The 20,630-nt window shown below is 32.5% G+C and carries 10 protein-coding genes; 9 read left to right on the plus strand and 1 reads right to left on the minus strand.

All coding sequences use genetic code 11. The features are described from left to right. Positions 1-9: 9 nt before the first annotated feature. The 8 genes from APS56_RS15545 (at position 10) to APS56_RS15580 (ending at position 17,938) form a co-directional block, all read left to right on the plus strand. Positions 10-3,120: a glycoside hydrolase family 2 TIM barrel-domain containing protein gene (locus APS56_RS15545; protein ID WP_082379379.1), complete on the plus strand. Its 3,111-nt coding sequence runs from the start codon at positions 10-12 to the stop codon at positions 3,118-3,120. A 1,024-nt stretch (positions 3,121-4,144) separates the two neighbouring features. Next, complete coding sequence (locus APS56_RS15550) at positions 4,145-7,318, plus strand: SusC/RagA family TonB-linked outer membrane protein (protein WP_157757686.1); 3,174 nt, start codon at positions 4,145-4,147, stop codon at positions 7,316-7,318. A gap of 17 nt (positions 7,319-7,335) precedes the next feature. Further along, positions 7,336-9,183 carry a RagB/SusD family nutrient uptake outer membrane protein gene (locus APS56_RS15555; protein ID WP_054730491.1) on the plus strand — a complete coding sequence of 616 codons (1,848 nt, stop codon included), beginning with the start codon at positions 7,336-7,338 and terminating at the stop codon, positions 9,181-9,183. Continuing rightward, positions 9,177-12,266 carry a SusC/RagA family TonB-linked outer membrane protein gene (locus APS56_RS15560; RefSeq protein ID WP_054730494.1) on the plus strand — a complete coding sequence of 1,030 codons (3,090 nt, stop codon included), beginning with the start codon at positions 9,177-9,179 and terminating at the stop codon, positions 12,264-12,266. Before APS56_RS15555 ends, APS56_RS15560 begins: the two co-directional genes overlap by 7 nt. Positions 12,267-12,280: 14 nt before the next feature. Then, a complete protein-coding gene (locus tag APS56_RS15565) occupies positions 12,281-14,038 on the plus strand; it encodes a RagB/SusD family nutrient uptake outer membrane protein (RefSeq protein WP_054730496.1) in 1,758 nt (585 codons plus the stop codon). Positions 14,039-14,062: 24 nt separating this feature from the next. Beyond that, positions 14,063-14,989: a DUF1735 domain-containing protein gene (locus tag APS56_RS15570; RefSeq protein ID WP_157757687.1), complete on the plus strand. Its 927-nt coding sequence runs from the start codon at positions 14,063-14,065 to the stop codon at positions 14,987-14,989. 310 nt (positions 14,990-15,299) lie between these two features. Next, a complete protein-coding gene (locus APS56_RS15575) occupies positions 15,300-16,805 on the plus strand; it encodes a sulfatase family protein (RefSeq protein WP_054730501.1) in 1,506 nt (501 codons plus the stop codon). 11 nt (positions 16,806-16,816) lie between these two features. Further along, positions 16,817-17,938, plus strand: coding sequence for an alpha-L-fucosidase (locus tag APS56_RS15580; protein WP_054730504.1), 1,122 nt, complete (start codon positions 16,817-16,819; stop codon positions 17,936-17,938). A gap of 549 nt (positions 17,939-18,487) precedes the next feature. Here APS56_RS15580 and APS56_RS15585 read toward each other — a convergent pair. Further along, positions 18,488-19,114, minus strand: coding sequence for an RNA polymerase sigma factor (locus APS56_RS15585; RefSeq protein WP_054730507.1), 627 nt, complete (start codon positions 19,112-19,114; stop codon positions 18,488-18,490). Between the two features lie 248 nt (positions 19,115-19,362). On the opposite strand from APS56_RS15585, the gene APS56_RS15590 reads away from it, so the two are divergent. Next, the gene (locus APS56_RS15590) at positions 19,363-20,553 is read left to right on the plus strand and encodes a FecR family protein (protein WP_054730510.1); all 1,191 of its coding nucleotides are present in this window, start codon (positions 19,363-19,365) and stop codon (positions 20,551-20,553) included. Positions 20,554-20,630 lie beyond the last annotated feature (77 nt).

Below are 20,630 nucleotides of genomic sequence, written 5' to 3' on the forward strand. Positions count from 1 at the left end.
ACATAAAGTATGGTGAAAGATTCTAAAAATTATAAAGAAAAAAGAATTTTTATAATCTTGTTTTGCGTTGTTTTTATTTTAGTTACCTCATGTAAAAGCCATCAGAATAAAAACATTAGCTCAGAAAAAGTAACAACAAGATGGCGTTCAAATTTTGATGCTAATTGGAAATTTATACAAGACGATGTTACTGGAGCTGAACAAGTAGTATTCAATGATACTTCTTGGAGAACACTTAATTTGCCGCACGATTGGAGTATTGAAGGTAAATATAATGAAAACAACCCTATGGGAGACCAAGCTGGCTATTTGCCAGCTGGTTTTGGGTGGTATAGAAAAACGATTGAAGTACCTCAAAGTTGGAAAGGAAAACACGTTGAAATAGCTTTTGACGGTGTTTTTATGAATAGTACGGTTTATGCTAATGGACAAGAATTAGGTACCCGTCCGTATGGTTGGATTTCATTCGCTTACGATATTAGTGATATTGCTCAAAACTCTAACAAAATAACCTTTGCGGTTCGTGTTGATAATGATAAACAACCCGCAGCACGTTGGTATACAGGAAGTGGTATATATGCCCATACATGGATAGATGTAAAAAACAAAACCCACATATCAAGAGATGGTATTTTTGTTAAAACAGCTGGTGATAAGGTTTTTGTAGAAACTGAATTTACAAGTGAAAATAATGAAACAAGAGAGGCGGTTGTAGTTACATCAATTGTAGATGCTATTGGTAATATTGTAGGAGCTTCAAAAGAAAACATCCAATTAAATTCAGACAAAACGTTTAAAAATGAGTTGGAAATCAACCAACCTAACCGTTGGTCAGTAGAAACCCCTTATTTATATACTTTAAAAACAGAATTGTTTTTAGGTAATGAGGTAGTTGATGTTGTTGAAACGACATTTGGTGTTAGAGATATTGAGTGGAAACCAGAAACGGGTATGTGGCTAAACGGTAAAAATGTCAAGTTACAAGGGGTTTGTAATCATCAAGATGCGGGCGCATTGGGAGCAGCAGTTCCAGATAAAATTCTTCGGTTCAGAATTCAGCAATTAAAAGATATGGGGGTAAATGCCTTTCGTACATCTCACAATCCTCAAACACCTATTTTTTATCAAATCTGTGATGAATTAGGTATGTTAGTGATGGATGAGATTTTTGATGGCTGGAAGAAAAAAGCCAAAAATGATTATGGAGCACATCACTTTGATATTTGGTGGAAACGCGATTTAACCGATTGGATAAAACGAGATAGAAATCATCCTTCTGTAGTTATTTATAGTGTTGGTAACGAAACTGGAGGAGCCGTTGCTAAAGATTTAGTTGAAGCTTGTAATGTATTAGATCCAACACGTCCAGTAACCTCGGGACATTCAGGGTCACAATATATGAATGTACTTGGGGTAAATGGAGGCAGCGAAAAGAAGGGCTATATGGAGGATTTGGATAATAATAGAGGTGGAAAGGTTTTTATTGGTACGGAAAACACACATACTTGGCAGGTTAGAGGTTACTATAGAACACATACTTGGTATCGAGATGGTTTTCCTAATAAAAATAACACTTATGAAATCCCTAATTTAACTAAAAAAGAGGTGTTTACCCATGATTGGATTGAAGCTTCAGAAAGAAAACACAGAAAACAAATCTTTAACTCTAGTTATGATAATGCAACCGTACGTGTGTCATCTCGATTAAATATAGAACAACTGCGTGATATCCCATCCTATGCAGGCTCGTTTCGTTGGACAGGACATGATTATATTGGAGAGGCTGGTTATGTACATGGGGGGTGGCCATTTAAAGCATTTATGGGAGGTGCTATTGATTTAGCCAATTTTGAGAAAGATTTGTTTTATCTATACCAAAGTCAATGGACAACAAAACCAATGATACATATGTTGCCACATTGGACACACCCTAAAGTAGAACTTGGTACAAAAATTCCAGTTTGGGTATATTCTAATACCGATGAGGTAGAATTATTTTTTAATGATACATCATTAGGAAAGCAAAAACCAGGAACCAAATGGGATATTATGCAATGTCAATGGATGGTAAAATGGCAACCAGGAACATTAAAAGCTGTCGGTTATAAGGAGGGTGTTGTTGTTTCAGAAGAAATAGTAAAAACAGCTAATGAACCAGCAAAAATTAAACTATCAATTGATGGAGAAGCTATAGGAAATATAGCAAATGATATGGTACAAGTGCGAGTTTCAGCAACCGATAGTGTTGGCACTTTTTATCCATATGGTGAAAACCGAACGTACTTTAATGTTGTAGGAAATGGGAGAATTAAAGCATTAGATAATGGAAGTCCTGTAGATGTAGAACAGCATGTGGGACCGAATCATAGAAAAGCTTTTTATGGTTTAACACGTGCATATATTGAATCTACCAAAGAAACAGGTGATATTAATTTAATAGCGAGTTGTATTTTAGGTGAAAAAAAACAAATTACTTCTAATATAGTGCGTATTGATACGCAAATAATCAATTTAAGAGGTGAAAAAATTCAACCTAAAATAGAGATTTATTACACTACCAACGGAGAAGAGCCCACTATCAATTCCAATAAATATATTAAAGGTTTCAAAATAGCCCCAGAAACCGTAGTAAAGGCCTTATTAATAGTTAATGGGAAGCCAACCCAAATTCTTGAAGAACATTTTGGTAAAAACGAAGGCTTTACTTGGAATGAAAATGCAAGTACTAATGATGATATTGGTGAACAGGCTGAAGCTGCTATTTTATCAGGAGCTGAAATTTTATCAAAAGGGAGCAATTTTAAAGGAACAGGTTTTGTGAGTTTAAATAAAGTTGAATCTGCTATTTCCTGGTATCAAGAAAATGATGGTAATGCAGGATATTTTGACTTAAATATTCGTTATAGTACTAAAAATCCAAATTTAAAGGAGAATTCACTTAAAATATCTGTGAATGATAAAGTAGTAATTGACAGATTCGTATTATCAAATTCAGATAATTTAGGATACACTTGGGATGAAATAAAGCATTCTATTTATTTAGATCGTGGAGCAAATACCATAAAAATTGAGTCTTTAGATAATGAAATAATTTATATTGATGAGATTCGTATTAAATAAAAACAGAAATCTGAATTTTTTACTGCAGATTTCGAGCGTACTAAAATCTTTATTCAAAAAACTATCAACTCCAACGAAATTATAATGTAGATTTTTACATACATTGATTTTAACATTAGTAGGTTGCTAAAGGTAAACAATACTATAAATTAAAGTGGAAAGAATTGTATTTCTGTTAGTGTGGCATCTAATTATAGAAATTTCAAAACACTGAAAATAAAGTTTTTATGTTAAAAACGTGAGTTCAAACACCTAACTATTCAATACAAAAGAAATTGCATTTGATAATAGAGAATTGTTATAACTTATGAAATATTAGAAACAAGTATTTTTTATAATGTACCATTAGGTCTTTCAAATCAAATTTATTTTAAGAGTTTTGGTTAGGGTGATTGAGAGTCGTAATTAAAGAGACTCTCATTTATTTAAAACAGATCTAAGAGTAAAAGTATTAACATCCGCAGTCTTAGTGTCACTAATAGTCTTTCAGCCCAAGCATTCTTTGCGAAAAATGTAATACCTATTTATATCAATTCAGTTACTGATGCTCTAATTCAAGCAGTTTAATCAAATCTTCCTTTTTATTACAGTTTTAAGCGGTTGCTTGTGCAAAGAGCATTTTGAAAAGATTAAAACAATTGATATAGGCTGATTTTTAATAGGAATTATTTGTCAGTATCTGATTATGAGGTTTTTATAAGAGGGGGTGAGTTGCTAAAAATGAGTATGCTATTTGGAATAATATAATTAAAATAAATTAATATGTTTTAAAAAATAAAGAATAAACTTACAAAAAAAATATTAATCGTTCTCATAAAGTGGAATAGAGTTATAAATGATCATTTCGCAACATTTGTATCCCTCATTTGAGAATTTTACCACTGCAAAATGTGTTAAAAATTCTTAAAATTACATTCTATTAGACATTGAACCATTTAATAACTAATAACTAAACAAACTAAATTATTTCATGAATATGAGAACAGATTGTAAAGAGTTTTTTTTTCGTTTTTTAAATAAAACAATGAAAATACCTATTAGGCTATTCAGCGCATCGTTATGTGTTATTTTAATTTGTATACCACATGTTTTGTTGGCTATAAATAAAGAATTTTCTAGCGTTGAGGTCCAGCAAGATATCATAATAAAAGGGAAAGTACTGGATGAATTAGGAGTACCATTGGTAGGAGCTACCATTATTCAACAAGGCACATCAAAAGGAACCACTGTAGATTTTGATGGACAATTTAGCTTAAAAGTTGATTACAATTCTAATATAGAAATTAGTTATATAGGCTATAAAACAAAAGTTATTGCTAATATTATTTCTGCTTCTACAGTAACAATAGATATGGAACCCGATACCACAAGTTTAAACGAGATAGTAATTGTTGGTTTCTCTACCCAAACAAAACAAACTTTGGTTGGAGCTGTAGAATCTATTAAAGGAGAATCCTTACAACAAGTTGGTTCTGTAAGTACCATTTCAGAATCCTTACAAGGTGCCATTCCTGGATTAACAGCAATTAGCAGCAGTGGCAAACCAGGTGCCGATGCTGCCGATTTGTATTTAAGAGGGCGTTCATCTTGGCAAGGTGATGGCGGGCCACTAACATTAGTAGATGGTATTGAACGTGATATAAACAATTTGGATCCTAATGAAATTGCAACTATTTCTGTTTTAAAAGATGCATCTGCCACGGCAGTTTATGGTGTAAGAGGTGCAAATGGTGTTATCTTAATTACAACAAAACGAGGTAAGATAGGAACTCCTAAATTTAATTTCAATACCAATATTGGTTTTAAACAATCTACCGCAAAGCCACGTTTTGCAGATTATATTACTGCTCAAAATTTATATAATGAAGCAGCGGCTAATGATAAAAATTGGGGACAATTAATTCCTGAATCCACAATTACTGCATGGGAAGAAAATTATGAGCAAAGAGGACCATACAATATATATTTTCCAGAAGTGGCTTGGACAGATGAGATTATGGGTACAGGTTTAGAGCAAACTTATAATATGAGTATGAGCGGTGGGTCTACGTTAGTAAAATATTTCGTGTCTTTAGGATATAGAAATGATGGTGATATTTTTAAAACAACACCCAATGAAGATTATGACCCTGCTTTTGGTTTACAAAAGTACAATTGGCGTTCTAATTTTGATTTTGATGTAACACCAACAACAAAGTTTAGTATAAATTTCTCTGGAAATTACAGAGAAAGAACCCAGCCAGGTTATCGTATTGATGGCGGAGGAGAAGATGGTTTTGGGCAATCCCAATTCTTTTCTTTATTGTTTACGGCACCTAGGAATTTGTTTCCTATTACTGATGAAGAAGGTATTTATGGCGATAGTACAACAGGAGAATCGAACGTTATAATGGCGCTGAATGAAGGAGGCAAAAGAACCTATCAATATTTTCAAGGTTTCTATGATGCCGAAGTAACTCAAGGTTTGGATTTTTTAACGAAAGGACTGGATTTTAAAGGAAGTATTAATTATTCCTCTGAATCAAGTTACGAAAAACGAATACTTCGAGGTGGTCTTGGGTCTGCAGGTGTTGGGATTATTAGATATTATAGAACTTATGATTATTCCAATCCTACCGTTGGAGCAGATGGGCAGGTTGACTATCCTATATTAAATGAAATTAGATTTCCAGATGATACCTCACAAGGTGATCCCGTAACAGCAACAACTCCAAGTTTGTACGCTTACGGAAGAAGATTGAATTATAAATTTCAATTTAATTATAAGCGCCTTTTTGGAAACCACAGCGTTAGTGCCAATGCTATAATGTGGAGGCAATTAGATACATACAGAACGAGTTACTCTGCCAAAAGAGAAGAATGGATTGGACGTGTAAATTATTATTATAAAAATCGTTATCTATTAGAGGCTAATGGCTCTTATTCTGGTTCAGAAAAGTTTGCAGAAGGACAACGATTTGGTTTCTTTCCTTCAATTGGCTTAGGATGGGTAGCCTCAGAAGAGCCAATTATTAAAAAAATGACTGAAAACTGGTTAGATTTATTTAAAATTAACTTTTCTTACGGTATAACAGGTGACGATCCAGGAGCGCGTTTTCAATATTTTCAATCCTTTGGAATAGCCAATGCTGGTATTAATTTAGGCTATGATAATTTAACAAACTATGGACCAAGATATACAGAAGGTGCTTTAGCTAATTTAAATTCAACTTGGGAAGAAAGTAAAGTATACAACCTAAGTTTTAAACTAGATGCATTGAAAAAAATAGAATTTAGTTTAGACTTATATAAAGAACAAAGAACAGGTATTTTAATGGATGTTAGGCTCCCTACTTTTGTAGGTGTTCCAGATTTAGCAACTGGTAATATTGGAGAAACCAAAAAACATGGTTACGAAATGCAAGTGGCTTGGAAAGATAATATTACTGAAAACCTTAAATATAGAGTTAATTTTAACACCGCTTTTTCTGAAAATAGAGTGGTATATAGAAATGATCCACGCTTAAAACCTGAATATTTACAACAAGCAGGAAAACCAATTGGTTGGTCTAGCAGATTGTTAGAAGCTGGTTTGTACCAAAGTTTGGATGATATTTATAATGGGGCAACACCTAGTTTAGGTATTTCACAAGGAAATTTAATACCAGGAGATGCTTTATATGTAGATTATAACGGAGATGGTGTCATAACAAATGCAGATAATGTGGCCATGGATAAAAATATTGGCTTCCCGTTACGAACCTATTCATTAGGGATTAATCTGGATTATAAGAATTTTGCATTATCAGCTAATTTTTATGGTGTTTCAGATGTGGGGTATATTATTCCAAATGTTTATTATTTCAATTTTATAAATTTTATTCAAGCTAATGAAGATGTAGGTGATCGATGGACCCCAAATAATGCCACAGCAACAAAACCAGCGTTGCATTTAACCGATACACATAACAGAACGGCAAGTACTCTAACCTATGCAGATGGTTCTTACATTAGGTTGAAAAGTGTTGAGTTAAGTTATAGGTTTGAAAAAGGAGCCGTAAAAAAGTTAGGCTTAACTTCAGCACAACTATATGCTAATGGTAATAATTTATACACATGGTCTAAGTTAAATAATGATCAGTTAGATCCTGAATCAGGAGGAACAGGTGATTACCCGATAGTAAAGAGATTTAGTTTAGGTTTAAGAGTTGCATTTTAATTTAAGAAGACATAAAAATGAAAATATATAAAATATGGATGCTCATAGCTTTTATAAGTGTGGCATCTTGCGAAGATTTTTTAGATGTTAATCCTGATTTAGGACTTACAGAAGAGGATGTATTCTCAAGTTATGAATCAACTCGAGGGTATTTAGATAATTGTTATGAAGTTCTTTTGGATATTCATCATTGGCGTTCACAAGGATTAGATAGAACTACAATTAACGCACTTTCCGATGAAGCTGGTAGTCCCTATAACGGTAACATAGCACAAGCACTGAATTCTGGAGCCTGGTCAAATCGATGGGCTGGTATTCCTGAAATAGGTTGGGGAGGAACTGCAGGCTACGACCAAGGTTCGGCATTTACCAATGCTGTGTTTGCCATTAGAATTACCAATAAAGTAATTACTCGATTAGAAGATAGCCAAGTACCAGGTGTTTCTGAGAAACAAACAGCTGAATTGTTAGGTCAGGCCTACTTTTTTAGGGCGTGGTATTATTTTCAAATTATACAACGTGCAGGTGGTATGCCAGCTTTAGATAAAGCATTTTCTTCTAATGATAATACGGATTTAGAGCGTTTAACATATTCACAAAGTTCAGAGTTGCTAATTGAAGATTTAAATAAAGCTATACCTCTTTTACCAGATGTATGGAACGAAAACGAATTTGGTCGTGTTACTAAAGGGGCAGCTATGGCTGTAAAATCAATGGCCACATTATATGCAGCTAGTCCATTAATGCAAAACGATATCTCTAGCACTCAGTATTTAAGTTATAGTCAAGCTTGGACAGAACGCGCAGCAGAATATGCTAATGATGTTATTAAATATATTAATGCGGGGTCTGGCGGTGCTAACTTTAGATTAATGGATAAATCGGAATATAAAAACATATTCTATACTGATGGTATTCAGGCCTCTCCAGAGTCTATTTGGTTTCGATTAGATGCAGGAAAACGTTCTAGTCAATCTAGGGGCTTACGTTGTAATTATATTCCTCAATACTTTTCTGGAGGGACAGGTAATGATGCTACGGCCTATTCCAATCCTACTCAAAATATAGTAGATATGTTTGAGGTTATTAATGGAACATCAGCTTATCCAATAAGTGATTCTAGATCTGGCTATAATCCTACAAATCCGTTTGTAAATAGAGATCCAAGGTTTTATAACAATGTTATTGTTCCTGGTGAAGAATGGGGGGTAAATGCAAGTGGTCAAGCAATTTATCAAGAATTGTATGTGGATGGGCGTGATTACAAAATAAATTTAGCCAGTCAATACACTAAAAATAGAATGTTTACGGGTTACATGATAAAAAAGTACCTGTGGCCAGAAGCAAATAATTTTACTAAACTTTATGACATTTATGCCTTAAACTCAATTTACATTCGAGTAGCTCAAATTTATTTAGATTATGCGGAAGCTATGAATGAAGCATATGGTCCGAATGCAGATCCAAAAGGCTATGGTTTAACGGCAGTTCAAGCTGTTAATATTATTAGAAATAGAGTTGACATGCCAAACGTATTGGCAGAATTTACTACCAATAAAGATGTTTTTAGAGATAGAATTAGAAACGAACGTGCCGTAGAACTTATGTGGGAAAATCACAGATGGCATGATTTAAGGCGTTGGATGATTGCTGAAGATGTTTTTAAAAATCCAATAAGAGGTTTAGTAGCTACGCCTCCAACGGGCCATGCTGGTGTTGCAGATAAAAGCACACTAAACTTTACATACGAGTATATTGATTTACCAACGGAACAGCGTGTTTTCAATTTAAGAAATTATTGGTACCCGGTGTCTGAAACTGATGCGCAAGATTTGTTTAACTATAAACAAAATCCAGGATGGTAATTATTAATACTTTAAAAGAAATTAAAATAATGGAGAATTATAAAATCAAATTAATATCTGCTTTTTTTGTTTTGATAATGGTGAACTTAAATAGTTATGTTCATGCTCAAGAAGTAGTATCCTTAACTATTCAATCTATTTTGGTTGATGAAAACGATAATCCAATCCCTGATGCATTGATTGTTTTGGGTGATGGATTAGTGGAAACACATTCCGATTTACAAGGCAATTTTTCTATAAAAGCAATGCCAGAAAATATTATGTTAATCAGTGCAAATGGCTACCAAAGTAAAACAGTCTATTTAAAATCAGAAAAGGTAGAAAGTAAAACTATACTTAAAAAAGCTGCCCTTTTCACAGGCGATGAGCATGTTATTAGGCTTCCTGCAAATACAAAAACAACGCAGCGTGCTCTAACAGGTGCTGTAAGTAAAGTGTCAGGTAAAGAGTTAGAGTCTCAACCAGATGTAGTTTTTCATAATGCATTACAAGGTAGGTTAGCTGGTGTTTCTACACAAATGACTACTAATGGATTGGGTAACAATCAGCCTAATATTTATGTCCGTGGTTTAGGAAGGCAATCGGCTAATACTGCACTGACTATTGTAGATGGTATAGAACGTCCTTTAGAGTTTTTAACAGCTGAGGAAATTGAAAGTATAGAAGTTTTAAAAGATGCTACAGCTAAAATATTATACGGCCCGCGTGCCGCTAATGGTGTAATATTGGTAACAACTAAAAAAGGGCGTGTTGATACGCAAGTAATTAAAGCATCTTTAGAATATGGTACTAATATGAATACCAGAATGGCTAAATATTTAAATAGTGGAGATTACGCTACGCTTTATAATGAAGCTTTAGGAAATGATGGTTTTTTACCACTATATTCAACAACAGATATTGCGGGCTATTACGCCAGTAGTGGCGAAAATGATCAGCAATACCCTAATATTAACCATAATGATTATTTCTTAAATGAAAGTGCTCCAATTAGAAAAGTAAATTTTGAATATTCAGGGGGGACTAATGAATCGCAATATGGGGTTTATTTAGGTTATATTGGTACTAATGGTATCGAAAAAATAGGAGAACAAGTATCTCAAGATAGAATTAATGTTCGTGGTAATTTAGATTTTAAAATATCTGATAATCTTGTAGGTCATATTGAAGGTAATGGTATAATCGAATCTAGAAAATGGGGTAAATTAGGTCAGGATCAAATTTTCGGTAAAATAAATACAGAACGACCTAATGAGTTTCCATTATTAATTCAAGATCCTAATTTTAGCGGAGAAGCTGCTTCTTTAGGTGATGAAATTATTCCACCATTAGGGGGGTCTTATCAAAATAAACAAAGTCTTTATGGTGATATGATGTATGGTGGTTACCAAGAATATCAATTCTTTTATGGACAAACTAACTTTGGTTTAGATTGGGACTTAAATAATACGGCAAAAGGCTTATCGGCAACTACAACACTTAATTTTGATAATTATCAATACCATGCTGCCGATCAAATAAGTAACCCTATTCGCTATGCCCTTGCTTATAATGTAGATGCGAGTATGATAGAGTACACCAAATTAAATCAAAGGACTATTGAGCGCGACCGGACTGAAAGGAGTAGCAATATTACAAGATCGTTAGGGTGGACTTCAAATTTAAAGTATAAATTAAAGATAAATAAGGACAATCAGTTAATTGCAGATTTATCGTATTTCTACTATTTAAATCAAGAAAATTCAAGACGTCAGCATATTAAAAATGGGAACACAGCTTTAAAAACGAATTATGCTTATAAAAACAAGTTGTTTTTTGAATTAACTTATGCTTTAATGGAAAGTAATAAATTTGTTGGAAAAAACAGACTGTTTTTATCACACGCGGTTGGTGCTGCTTGGGTAATCAGTGAAGAGCCTTTTATGAGTTCTTATAAAGCGATTGATTTTCTGAAACTAAAATCAAGCTACGGAATATTAGGATACGATGCAGCAACTGATTTTTATTTATATGAAACACGTTATTCTAGAAATGGGACTATTAGTTTAGGTGAACGAAACTCTGCAAGTGCCGTAAGAACTGGGTTTGATAATTTTGGAAATCCTAATTTAGTTTGGGAAAAATCAAAAGAATTTAATGTTGGTATTGAAGGTTTAGTATTTAATAAAGCCTTACAATTCGAGTTCAACTATTTTCATGAAACTAGAGATGATATTATTTCTTCTAATCCTTCATCTACTACATCCTCTATTGTTGGGGCAATTAAAATACCAGAAAACATAGGGACGGTAGCAAATCAAGGGATTGATGGAAGCGTAAATTGGTTTAAAAATTTTGGTGCGTTAAAATTAAACTTTGGTGCTAACTTTTTGATTTCTAAAAATAACGTAAAATCTGCCGATGCCATTAATAATATTGATGTTAATTTAAATGTTGAGGGGCGTGCTTCCGATGTTATTTTTGGATATGTATCTAATGGGCTTTTTAAAACTCAGCAAGAGGTTGATGCTGCACCTATACAAAACTTAGGACCTTATGGTATTGGAAATATTTCGTATAAAGATTTAAATAACGATGGGGTTATTAATGAACAGGATAGAACTGTTATTGGCAACAGTTTTCCTAGGTCTAGTTTTGGAGTTAATTTAGATGCACAATATAAAGGCTTTGGAGTGTCTGTTTTAGGTGTTGCAGATTCTGGAGTTGATATGATTAAGAGTAATTCTTATTACAGAAACAATGGCGAAGGTAAATACTCTGTGTTGGCGTCGGATAGATTTCATTCTGTAAATAATCCTAACGGTACGCAGCCAATTCTGACTACTTTAAATCCTATAAATGATACTGTGTCATCAACATTTTGGATGGAAAACGCAGCTTTTTTTAGATTAAAAAATGTAGAGTTAAGCTATTCCTTTTCAAATGATTTATGGTTGGCTAAAACAACACGATTTTATATAAGAGGTACAAACCTTTTTGTGTTATCTAGTGTGAAAGATTTAGACCCTGAAGTTCCAAATTCAGGTGTAACTAATTACCCTTTGTTTAGAACTTTGACTGCAGGTGTATCTGTAGCATTTTAAAAAAATAAGAAAAGATGAAAAATAATTTTATAAAAATTATATTTATTGTATTCGCAATACTAAATATAGCCTGTTCATTTGAACCGGAAATAGAAAATACCTTTGATGAAGATTATGCTTTTGGATTGCCCGAAAATATGGAAGGCCTCCTTCTTAATGCCTACGGAAATTTACCAAATACTATTATAGATGGATATGGAGGCGACTTTTTAGATGCTGCTACCGATAATGCAGTTACAAATAGTTATTCTAATGGGATTTTTCGTATAGGTTCAGGAGGGTTAACATCAAATAATAACCCAATTGGTCAATGGGATAATGCCTATAATCAATTAAGAAATATTCACATATTCTTTGAAAACGGATTAGGAGATGGTGTTATTTATGATATCACATCAGAAACAGAAGATCAATTAAAAAGAGATAATTTAAAGGGAGAAGCATACTATTTACGTGCTTGGTGGAGTTTCCATTTACTACAAGTTTATGGTGGAAAAACAGCTACTGGTGAAGCCTTAGGGTATCCAATTGTTTTAAAATCCTTATCGCAAGAAGAAGCAACAGATTTTGAATCTGTAAAACGAAATTCTTACGAAGAATGTATAGCTCAAATTATAAAAGATATTGATTCTTCTATTGTTTATCTGCCTTTCAAATATACAGGTTCAAACCCTACTACAGGTATTAATAACTTAGGAAGAGCAGACCAACAAGTAGCTTTAGCATTAAAATCAAGAGTATCTTTATATGCTGCCAGTCCAGCTTATCAATCAGATGATGTGGTGTCTCTTACAGGTATGGGGCAATTTTCAGTAGTAGACCAAACCACATATATTAATAAATGGACAACAGCGGCTGTGTATGCACAAGACGCCATTAATAAAATTGGTGCTTTTTCAAGTTTGTCGGAATCAGATTTTGATAGCAATACTACACCAACAGAATTTATTTGGAGAAGTTTTTTTACTAATTCTAATTTAGAAAACAATAATTATCCAATAGCAGAATTTGGAGCAGCAAGAACAGGGCCATCTCAAAATTTAGTAAATGCCTTTTATTCTCAAAATGGCTATCCAATTCATGATGCTCGATCAAACTATGATGAAACTAACCCTTATGATAACAGAGATCCTAGGTTGTATTTAAACGTTTTATATAACGGCAGTAGTTTTAATAACAGGGATTTAGAAACCTTTGTAGGAGGTTTAGATTCCAAAGAAAAGTTTTCTGGAAACACAAGAACGGGGTATTATGTTAGAAAATGGTTATCATTACAACCAGGTTTAATAAGTGTAGATAACTCTAGTAGTTCACGGCACTATAATCCTTACTTTCGTAGAACCGAGCTATATTTAAACCTTGCTGAGGCTGCTAATGAAGCCTTTGGTCCTACAGGTGTAGGGACTGGTGTTACACAAAATGCTATAAGTATAATTAAATCTATTAGAACAAAAGCAGGAATTACTGATAATACCTATGTGGATGAAGTTGCAGCTTTAGGAAAAGATGAATTTAGAAAATTGATCCAAAATGAGAGACGTTTAGAATTAGCGTTCGAGAACCATAGATATTTTGACCTTAGAAGGAACTTGTTGCCTTTGGATGAAACAGTCAAGGGTATAAAAATAACTAAAAACACCGATGATTCTTTAAACTTTGTTGAGGTGGATGTTGAAGAACGAAATTTTAATAGTTTAAAGTATTATTATGCGCCACTACCCTATGATGAGCTATCAAAAAGCCCTAATTTAATAAATAACTTAGGTTGGTAAAATTAATTCAAAATGAACATACAAATGAAAACATATATAAACAAAATCGCATTAGTATTGATTGTTACTGGTGCAGCATTCACTTCATGTGAATCATACGAAGATTTTACTGGAGATTTTGATAAAACAACAGTCTATTTTGCAACTCAAAAACCATTACGAACCATTGTTTCTTATGATGAAATGTCATTTAAAGTAGGTGTTTCATTAGGAGGTAAAAGAGAAAATACAGTTGAAGAATACGCTGATTTTGAAATAGATCCAGACTTATTAAATACAGTAGATGGGGCGGATGTGTTTACTTTATTGCCTAGTTCTTATTATAAATTAAGTAATACTTCTAAAATGGTTATTCCTATAGGAGAATTTATTGGAGACGTTGCTGTGACGTTAAATAAAGAGTTGTTTACAAATGATCCATTAGCTACACAAAATACGTATGCTTTACCATTGAAAATAACAAATTCTTCTTTAGATTCCATAGGTGGTTTTGACCCTGATGGAACAGTTATAGATATTCCTAAAAATTATACTATTTTGGTAGTAAAATATATTAGTTCCTATTCAGGAGTGTATTATCATAAAGGCACTCAAAAAGAAGTAGATGGTAGTGGAGGTCTTATAAGTGAAACAATATATAATAATACCGATGATGTAAATAATCAAACATGGGGTCTTAGTACGGTAGATAGAAATTCAGTTAAAACTTCAGGTATTGGAACCTTTACTAATCAAAATTTTGTTATCAATATTGATGAATCAACTAATGCCATATATATAGATGCCCCTAGTTCTGGAGTTACTAATTTAGTTGGGACGGGGACCTTAAATAACGATCGTTCAATTTCTTTAAGCTATAGTTTTACATTAAGTGGTAAAAATTATGAGGTGGAAGATACTTTAGTTTTACGTCAGCCAGTAGAAAAAGATTTAATATTTGAAGAGTGGTAATGTTAATATGATATTTATATAAATGAAAAAACGTCATGACTTTAATGTTTGTGACGTTTTTTTATCAACGTGTAATTTTTAATTACTTTTTATGGTTTCCTAAGTGGTTTACTAATAAAAAAAGCTAATGCAACATTTATCATCCCCAATTGATATTTCTGGTACAATTATAATAATCCTAAATGGTTAGATTTGTTAAATATAACTAATACCAAAGTAAAAATATTGATTGTTTTAAGTTTATAACTTAATTATAAGTAGTAAAACGTTGCAATTAAATCTACATTAATTACTAAAAAATGAATTATTTATGGCTAAACTAATATTACGAGTTCTTATTTTAACAAGTATTTTTTATAATACTAAAGGTTATGCACAACATACAAATAGCGAAAAACCTAATATTTTATTCATTTTTACTGATGATCAAAGAGCTGATGCAATAGGAGCAAGTGGGAACACTTACATAAAAACGCCTAATATAGATAAATTAGCCCAAGCAGGAACTCTTTTTGAAAACGCTTATGTTATGGGGGGAAACCATGGTGCTGTATGTGCTGCAAGTAGAGCCATGTTACTAAGTGGTAAAAGTTTATTTCATGTATATGATAAATTAAAAGGGAGTGTAACGATGCCCTCTTTTTTTAACCAACATGGTTATGAATCATTTGCTACTGGAAAATGGCATAATGAAGAATTCGTTTTCGAAGAAAGTTTTGATAAAGGAAAAAATGTTATGGCCATGGGTATGTCCAATCACTTTAGCGTTCCTATGAGAGATTTGGATGCCAATAAAAAATTAACAGTGCCTGTAGAAAAAGGTTTCTCAACCGATTTGTTTGCAGATGCAACAATTGAATATTTGAATAATTATACCAAAGAAAACACAAAAAAACCTTTTTTCTGTTATGTGGCATTTAGCGCACCTCACGATCCTAGATCCCCTCGAGAAGATTATGTAGGAATGTATAAAGATGATGCTTTACCATTTCCTGGTAATTTTAAACCATGGCACCCTTTTAAATTCGATAATATGAATATTAGAGATGAAACTTTAGGTCCATGGCCAAGAACCAGCGAATTAATAAGTGCATCTTTAGCAGATTACTATGCGCTAATTAGTCATATGGATGCGCGTATTGGTGATATTATTCAAACTTTAAAAGATCAGAAATTATATGATAACACTATTATAGTTTTTGCTTCCGATAATGGTTTAGCTATAGGAAGCCATGGGTTATTAGGGAAACAAAACTTATATGAGCATAGTATAAAAGTACCTTTAATCATGAGTGGACCTGGAATTACTAAAAACCAAAAAAGCAATGCATTACTATATTTATATGATATTTTTCCAACGTTAGCAGATTTATGTGGTATACCACAGCCTAAAAATATTGATGGAGAAAATTTTGCTGCAATATTAAAAGGTGAAAATGCTAAAACCCGCAAATCATTATATTCAGCATATCGAAATACGGTAAGAGCTGTAAGAACCAATGAATGGAAATTGATTACATATCCAAACCAAAATTATCAGCAATTATTTAATTTGAAGAATGATCCTTTAGAGTTGAACAATCTTGCTGAAAACCCTGTTAATAAAGCTAAAGTTGATGAATTATCAAAACTAATGGCTTTATGGTACTTGAAATCAGATGATACAGCAAACATGTCTCCAGATAAAATTCTTCCAATGGAATATGACTATAAAAAATTAAAACAAAATCCAGATGATAAACAACCTCAATATATTTTAGATAAATATTTTAAAGAAGTTGATTTTAATAATATTAGAAAAACTAAACACGATTAATTAAGGCTAAAATGGATAGAAGAAAATTTATAGAGCTTTCAGCCCTAGCAACTACAGGGGCATTTTTAATGACTAATTGTATTAGTCTAAAAGGAAATAATATTCCTCTTTACTTAAGTGATGTAAAAGATGATTATCAAAAAGACCCTCGAAAAGCATCAATAGATTGGTTCAGAGATGCTCGTTACGGTATGTTTATTCATTATGGGTTGTATTCTATTTTAGGAAGGCACGAATGGGTTATGTATAATGAACAGATTCATGTAGCAGAATATGCTAAACTTAAAGATGAATTTACAGCCGAAAAATTTGATGCCGATTTCATAACCGATTTAGCTTTGGAAGCGGGTATGAAATATATCAATTTAACAACACGCCATCATGATAGTTTCTGTTTGTGGGATACCCAATTTAGCGATTTTAAAAGCACCAATTCACCCGCGAAAAGAGATTTAGTAGCTGAACTTTCAGAACAATGCAATAAAAAGGGATTAGCATTTTTTCTTTATTATTCACATGGTAGAGATTGGCAACATCCGCATGCACCAAATAATGATCAGTGGGGTGGTGCTGCACGTCCAAAATACAAAACACAAGAGCCTTATTATAAATATGGAGATGAACATAATTTAGATATTTACTTGGAGTTTATGAGCAATCAAGTAAACGAACTTTTAACTAATTATGCTCCTATTGCAGGTATTTGGCTAGACGGATTTTCAACGCCAGCATCAGGAGATAGGAGTAAGTTTAAAATTCAAGAATTATACGATTTAGTGCATTCGAAACAGCCTCAAGCCTTAGTTTCATATAAACAAGGGATGCTAGGAACCGAAGATTTTTTAGCTCCTGAACGTAAGTATAGTAAAGATGAAGTAATTGAAAAACCCTTGGAAATCTGTGATCATTTACAACGTAAAGGTTGGGGGTATACAAAATCAGAAGATGGCAATCATAAAAACAAGGAAGAGGTTATTGCAATGCTGCAAAAGGCAAACAGTTATCCTGCTAACTTATTGTTAAATACAGGGCCATTACCGTCGGGGGAAATGCACCCCGAAGACGTGAAAGTTTTACGAGAAGTAGGTGCAGAAATTAGAAATAAAGGTTGGGATGGCATCCTTAAATCATAATTTATAAGTTTTGATGAATTTATGAATCGGGGAAGTTGTTATATTGGAACTTAATCAAGAAATTGATAAAGGCTCTCTTCCCTATGTTTTTATCAATAAGTAAAACTTAAGTCTCAAAACATAATAGCTCAGTTGATAAATATACTTAGTGTTTAGTTTAAAAAGAAAAAAAATCATTAAGGGCATTGTTTGACGTATAATGTGTGGGTTTTGCATATACAAATGCTATGTTTATTGATTTATAAATACGATTTATAAGTACAACTTTTTAGTACAACCAAGATAATCTTTAGGTTATTTGATAAACTCAAATCAAGTTAAGAGAGCATATGAGGGCTGTTTTACAGTGCTTTATATTTCATTTAGAACAGTCTGTGCTGTGTTTTTCATAACTGTAAATTTATTCTAGTTCTTTCTTAATGTGTTTTATGCTCAATTTTTGAGCATGTTTTCAATGCTCTGTTTTTAAAATGAATTTTATAAGGGAGGAAAGGTCATCTCTTGTTTTTAAACTGTTTAAAAAAACATCGTTAAGAAAACCTTTTTTAATTAAGAAATTAGACCTATTAAAATTATGATTTTAATAATAGTTTTTTGGGATTTTAAATCTGTTGTGTCATTTAACAAATCTTGAATTTTATTTCTTACCAATGTTATTACTTTTTTGTGATGAGTTCTTACTACTTTTTCGCTAACTCCTAATTTTTGTGAGACTGCTTTAACAGATGAATTATTTTCCCATACTTCTTTAAATATTTGTTGTGTTAATTCAGGGAAAACTTTTAGAAGATTATCTATAACTTCAAGTATTTCATCTACTTGTATATTTTCAATTATATGGGAATAACTTTCAGATTTACTTAAAGTTTCTAAAATATATTCATTTCCAAATGATTTTGCAGCAGACGAGCGCAAATAATCAAACATCCTATATGTAAAATAGTGGATAAGATATTTTCTAGCATTATCTTCCTTATCGGTTTTTATAGCATAGGGTTTAGACCAAAATATAACCCAAAAATTCTGTGCGATATCTGAAGCAATATCCTTATTACCTGTGTGTTTCATTCCCCAATGTAGAAGGAGATTGGCATATCTGTTATAAAAAATTTTAAATGCTTTCTCATCCTTTTTATCATAGATAGCTACTAATAAATCTTTATCGGAATGAAACATGGGCAAAACAGTAATTTCAGTGCAAGATTATCAAAAATAGTTTTAGATAGGCATGAAAATAGGTTAACAAAATATTATTAAAATAATATTTAAAACTTACGACAATGGCAAGCTTATTATTTTGTTTTGTTTTAAGGTATTGATAATCAGCGTGTAGATAAAGGTAACATTTTGTTAACGTAAAAAGAGGGAAAAAAAAGGGCAGTGTAAACGATATATAAATAGAGTTTAATAATGGCTTGTTTAATATGGAGAATAACAATAAAGAGAAGTGGATACAAATATTAATAGTCACTGAACTATTTCAACGTTATTATGATAAAAGAGGTTCAGGAAAAGAAAATAAGATATTGGAAAATTGGGATCCCGAAAGGTTAAATAAACCGGATTTAAGATTTCTTAAGCCCAATGCAGAAACCAAATACTTATGGAAAAAGATTAGTGCTGAGCTTGATCTAAAAACCGATAACTATACGAAGCAAAAGTCAGTCTACCGTTTTGTAGCGGTGGCATCCATTGCAATGTTTATAGCCTATGGATATTACGTCAATCAAGACCAATTAGATATTGAATATGAAACATCTTCGTTTGTTAGTGCTCCTAAAACCATAATTACAGGAACTGACAAAGCTATTTTGACTTTAGATGATGGTTCTGAAATAGCTTTGGGAAAAGGTACAGACTACCAAACAAAAGAAGCACATAGTGATGGTACGCAACTTGTATATAAATCAGAGTTGTCAACAGGAGATATAGTGTATAACGATACACTTAAGAAAGCCAAAATTTCTTATAACTATTTAACTATCCCACGTGGGGGACAGTTTTTAGTACAGCTGCCTGATGGTACCAAAGTCTGGTTGAATTCTGACTCCCAATTAAAGTATCCAGTTCATTTTATAGAAGGAAAAACAAGACATGTAGAGTTGGCATACGGTGAAGCTTATTTTGAAGTATCGCCCAGTGGTAAACACAAAGGAGCAAAATTTAAGGTAATTAACCATGCGCAGGAAGTAGAAGTGTTAGGGACTGAGTTTAATATTAAAGCATATAGAGATGAAACTAATGTCTATACTACTTTGGTAGAAGGGAAAGTGGCAGTTAATGCTTTGAACAAAAGCAAAACATTAATACCAGGTGAGCAGTTAAATTTAAATCTGTTTGATAATTCTATGGAGTCTGCTTCAGTAGATGTTTATAGAGTGATTTCCTGGAAAGATGGTGTGTTTAGTTTTAAGGATAAACCTCTTAGGGATATAATGACGGTGATATCCCGTTGGTATGATATCGATGTAATTTTTGATGATAATGCTCTCGAAAAAATCACATTTAAAGGAAGTTTAGACAAAAAATTAAGTATCGAAGAAATACTATCTATTATAACCGGTACAACAAATATGCATTATGAAATTAAAAATAAAACAATAATACTTAAATAAATTACAATAGAATTATGGGATAAAAAAAAGCTAAAACTGAACTTTTCAGTATAAAAAAGAAAAGGGAAAGAGGGTTC

This window comes from Pseudalgibacter alginicilyticus, from assembly GCF_001310225.1.
Lineage (GTDB): Bacteria > Bacteroidota > Bacteroidia > Flavobacteriales > Flavobacteriaceae > Pseudalgibacter > Pseudalgibacter alginicilyticus.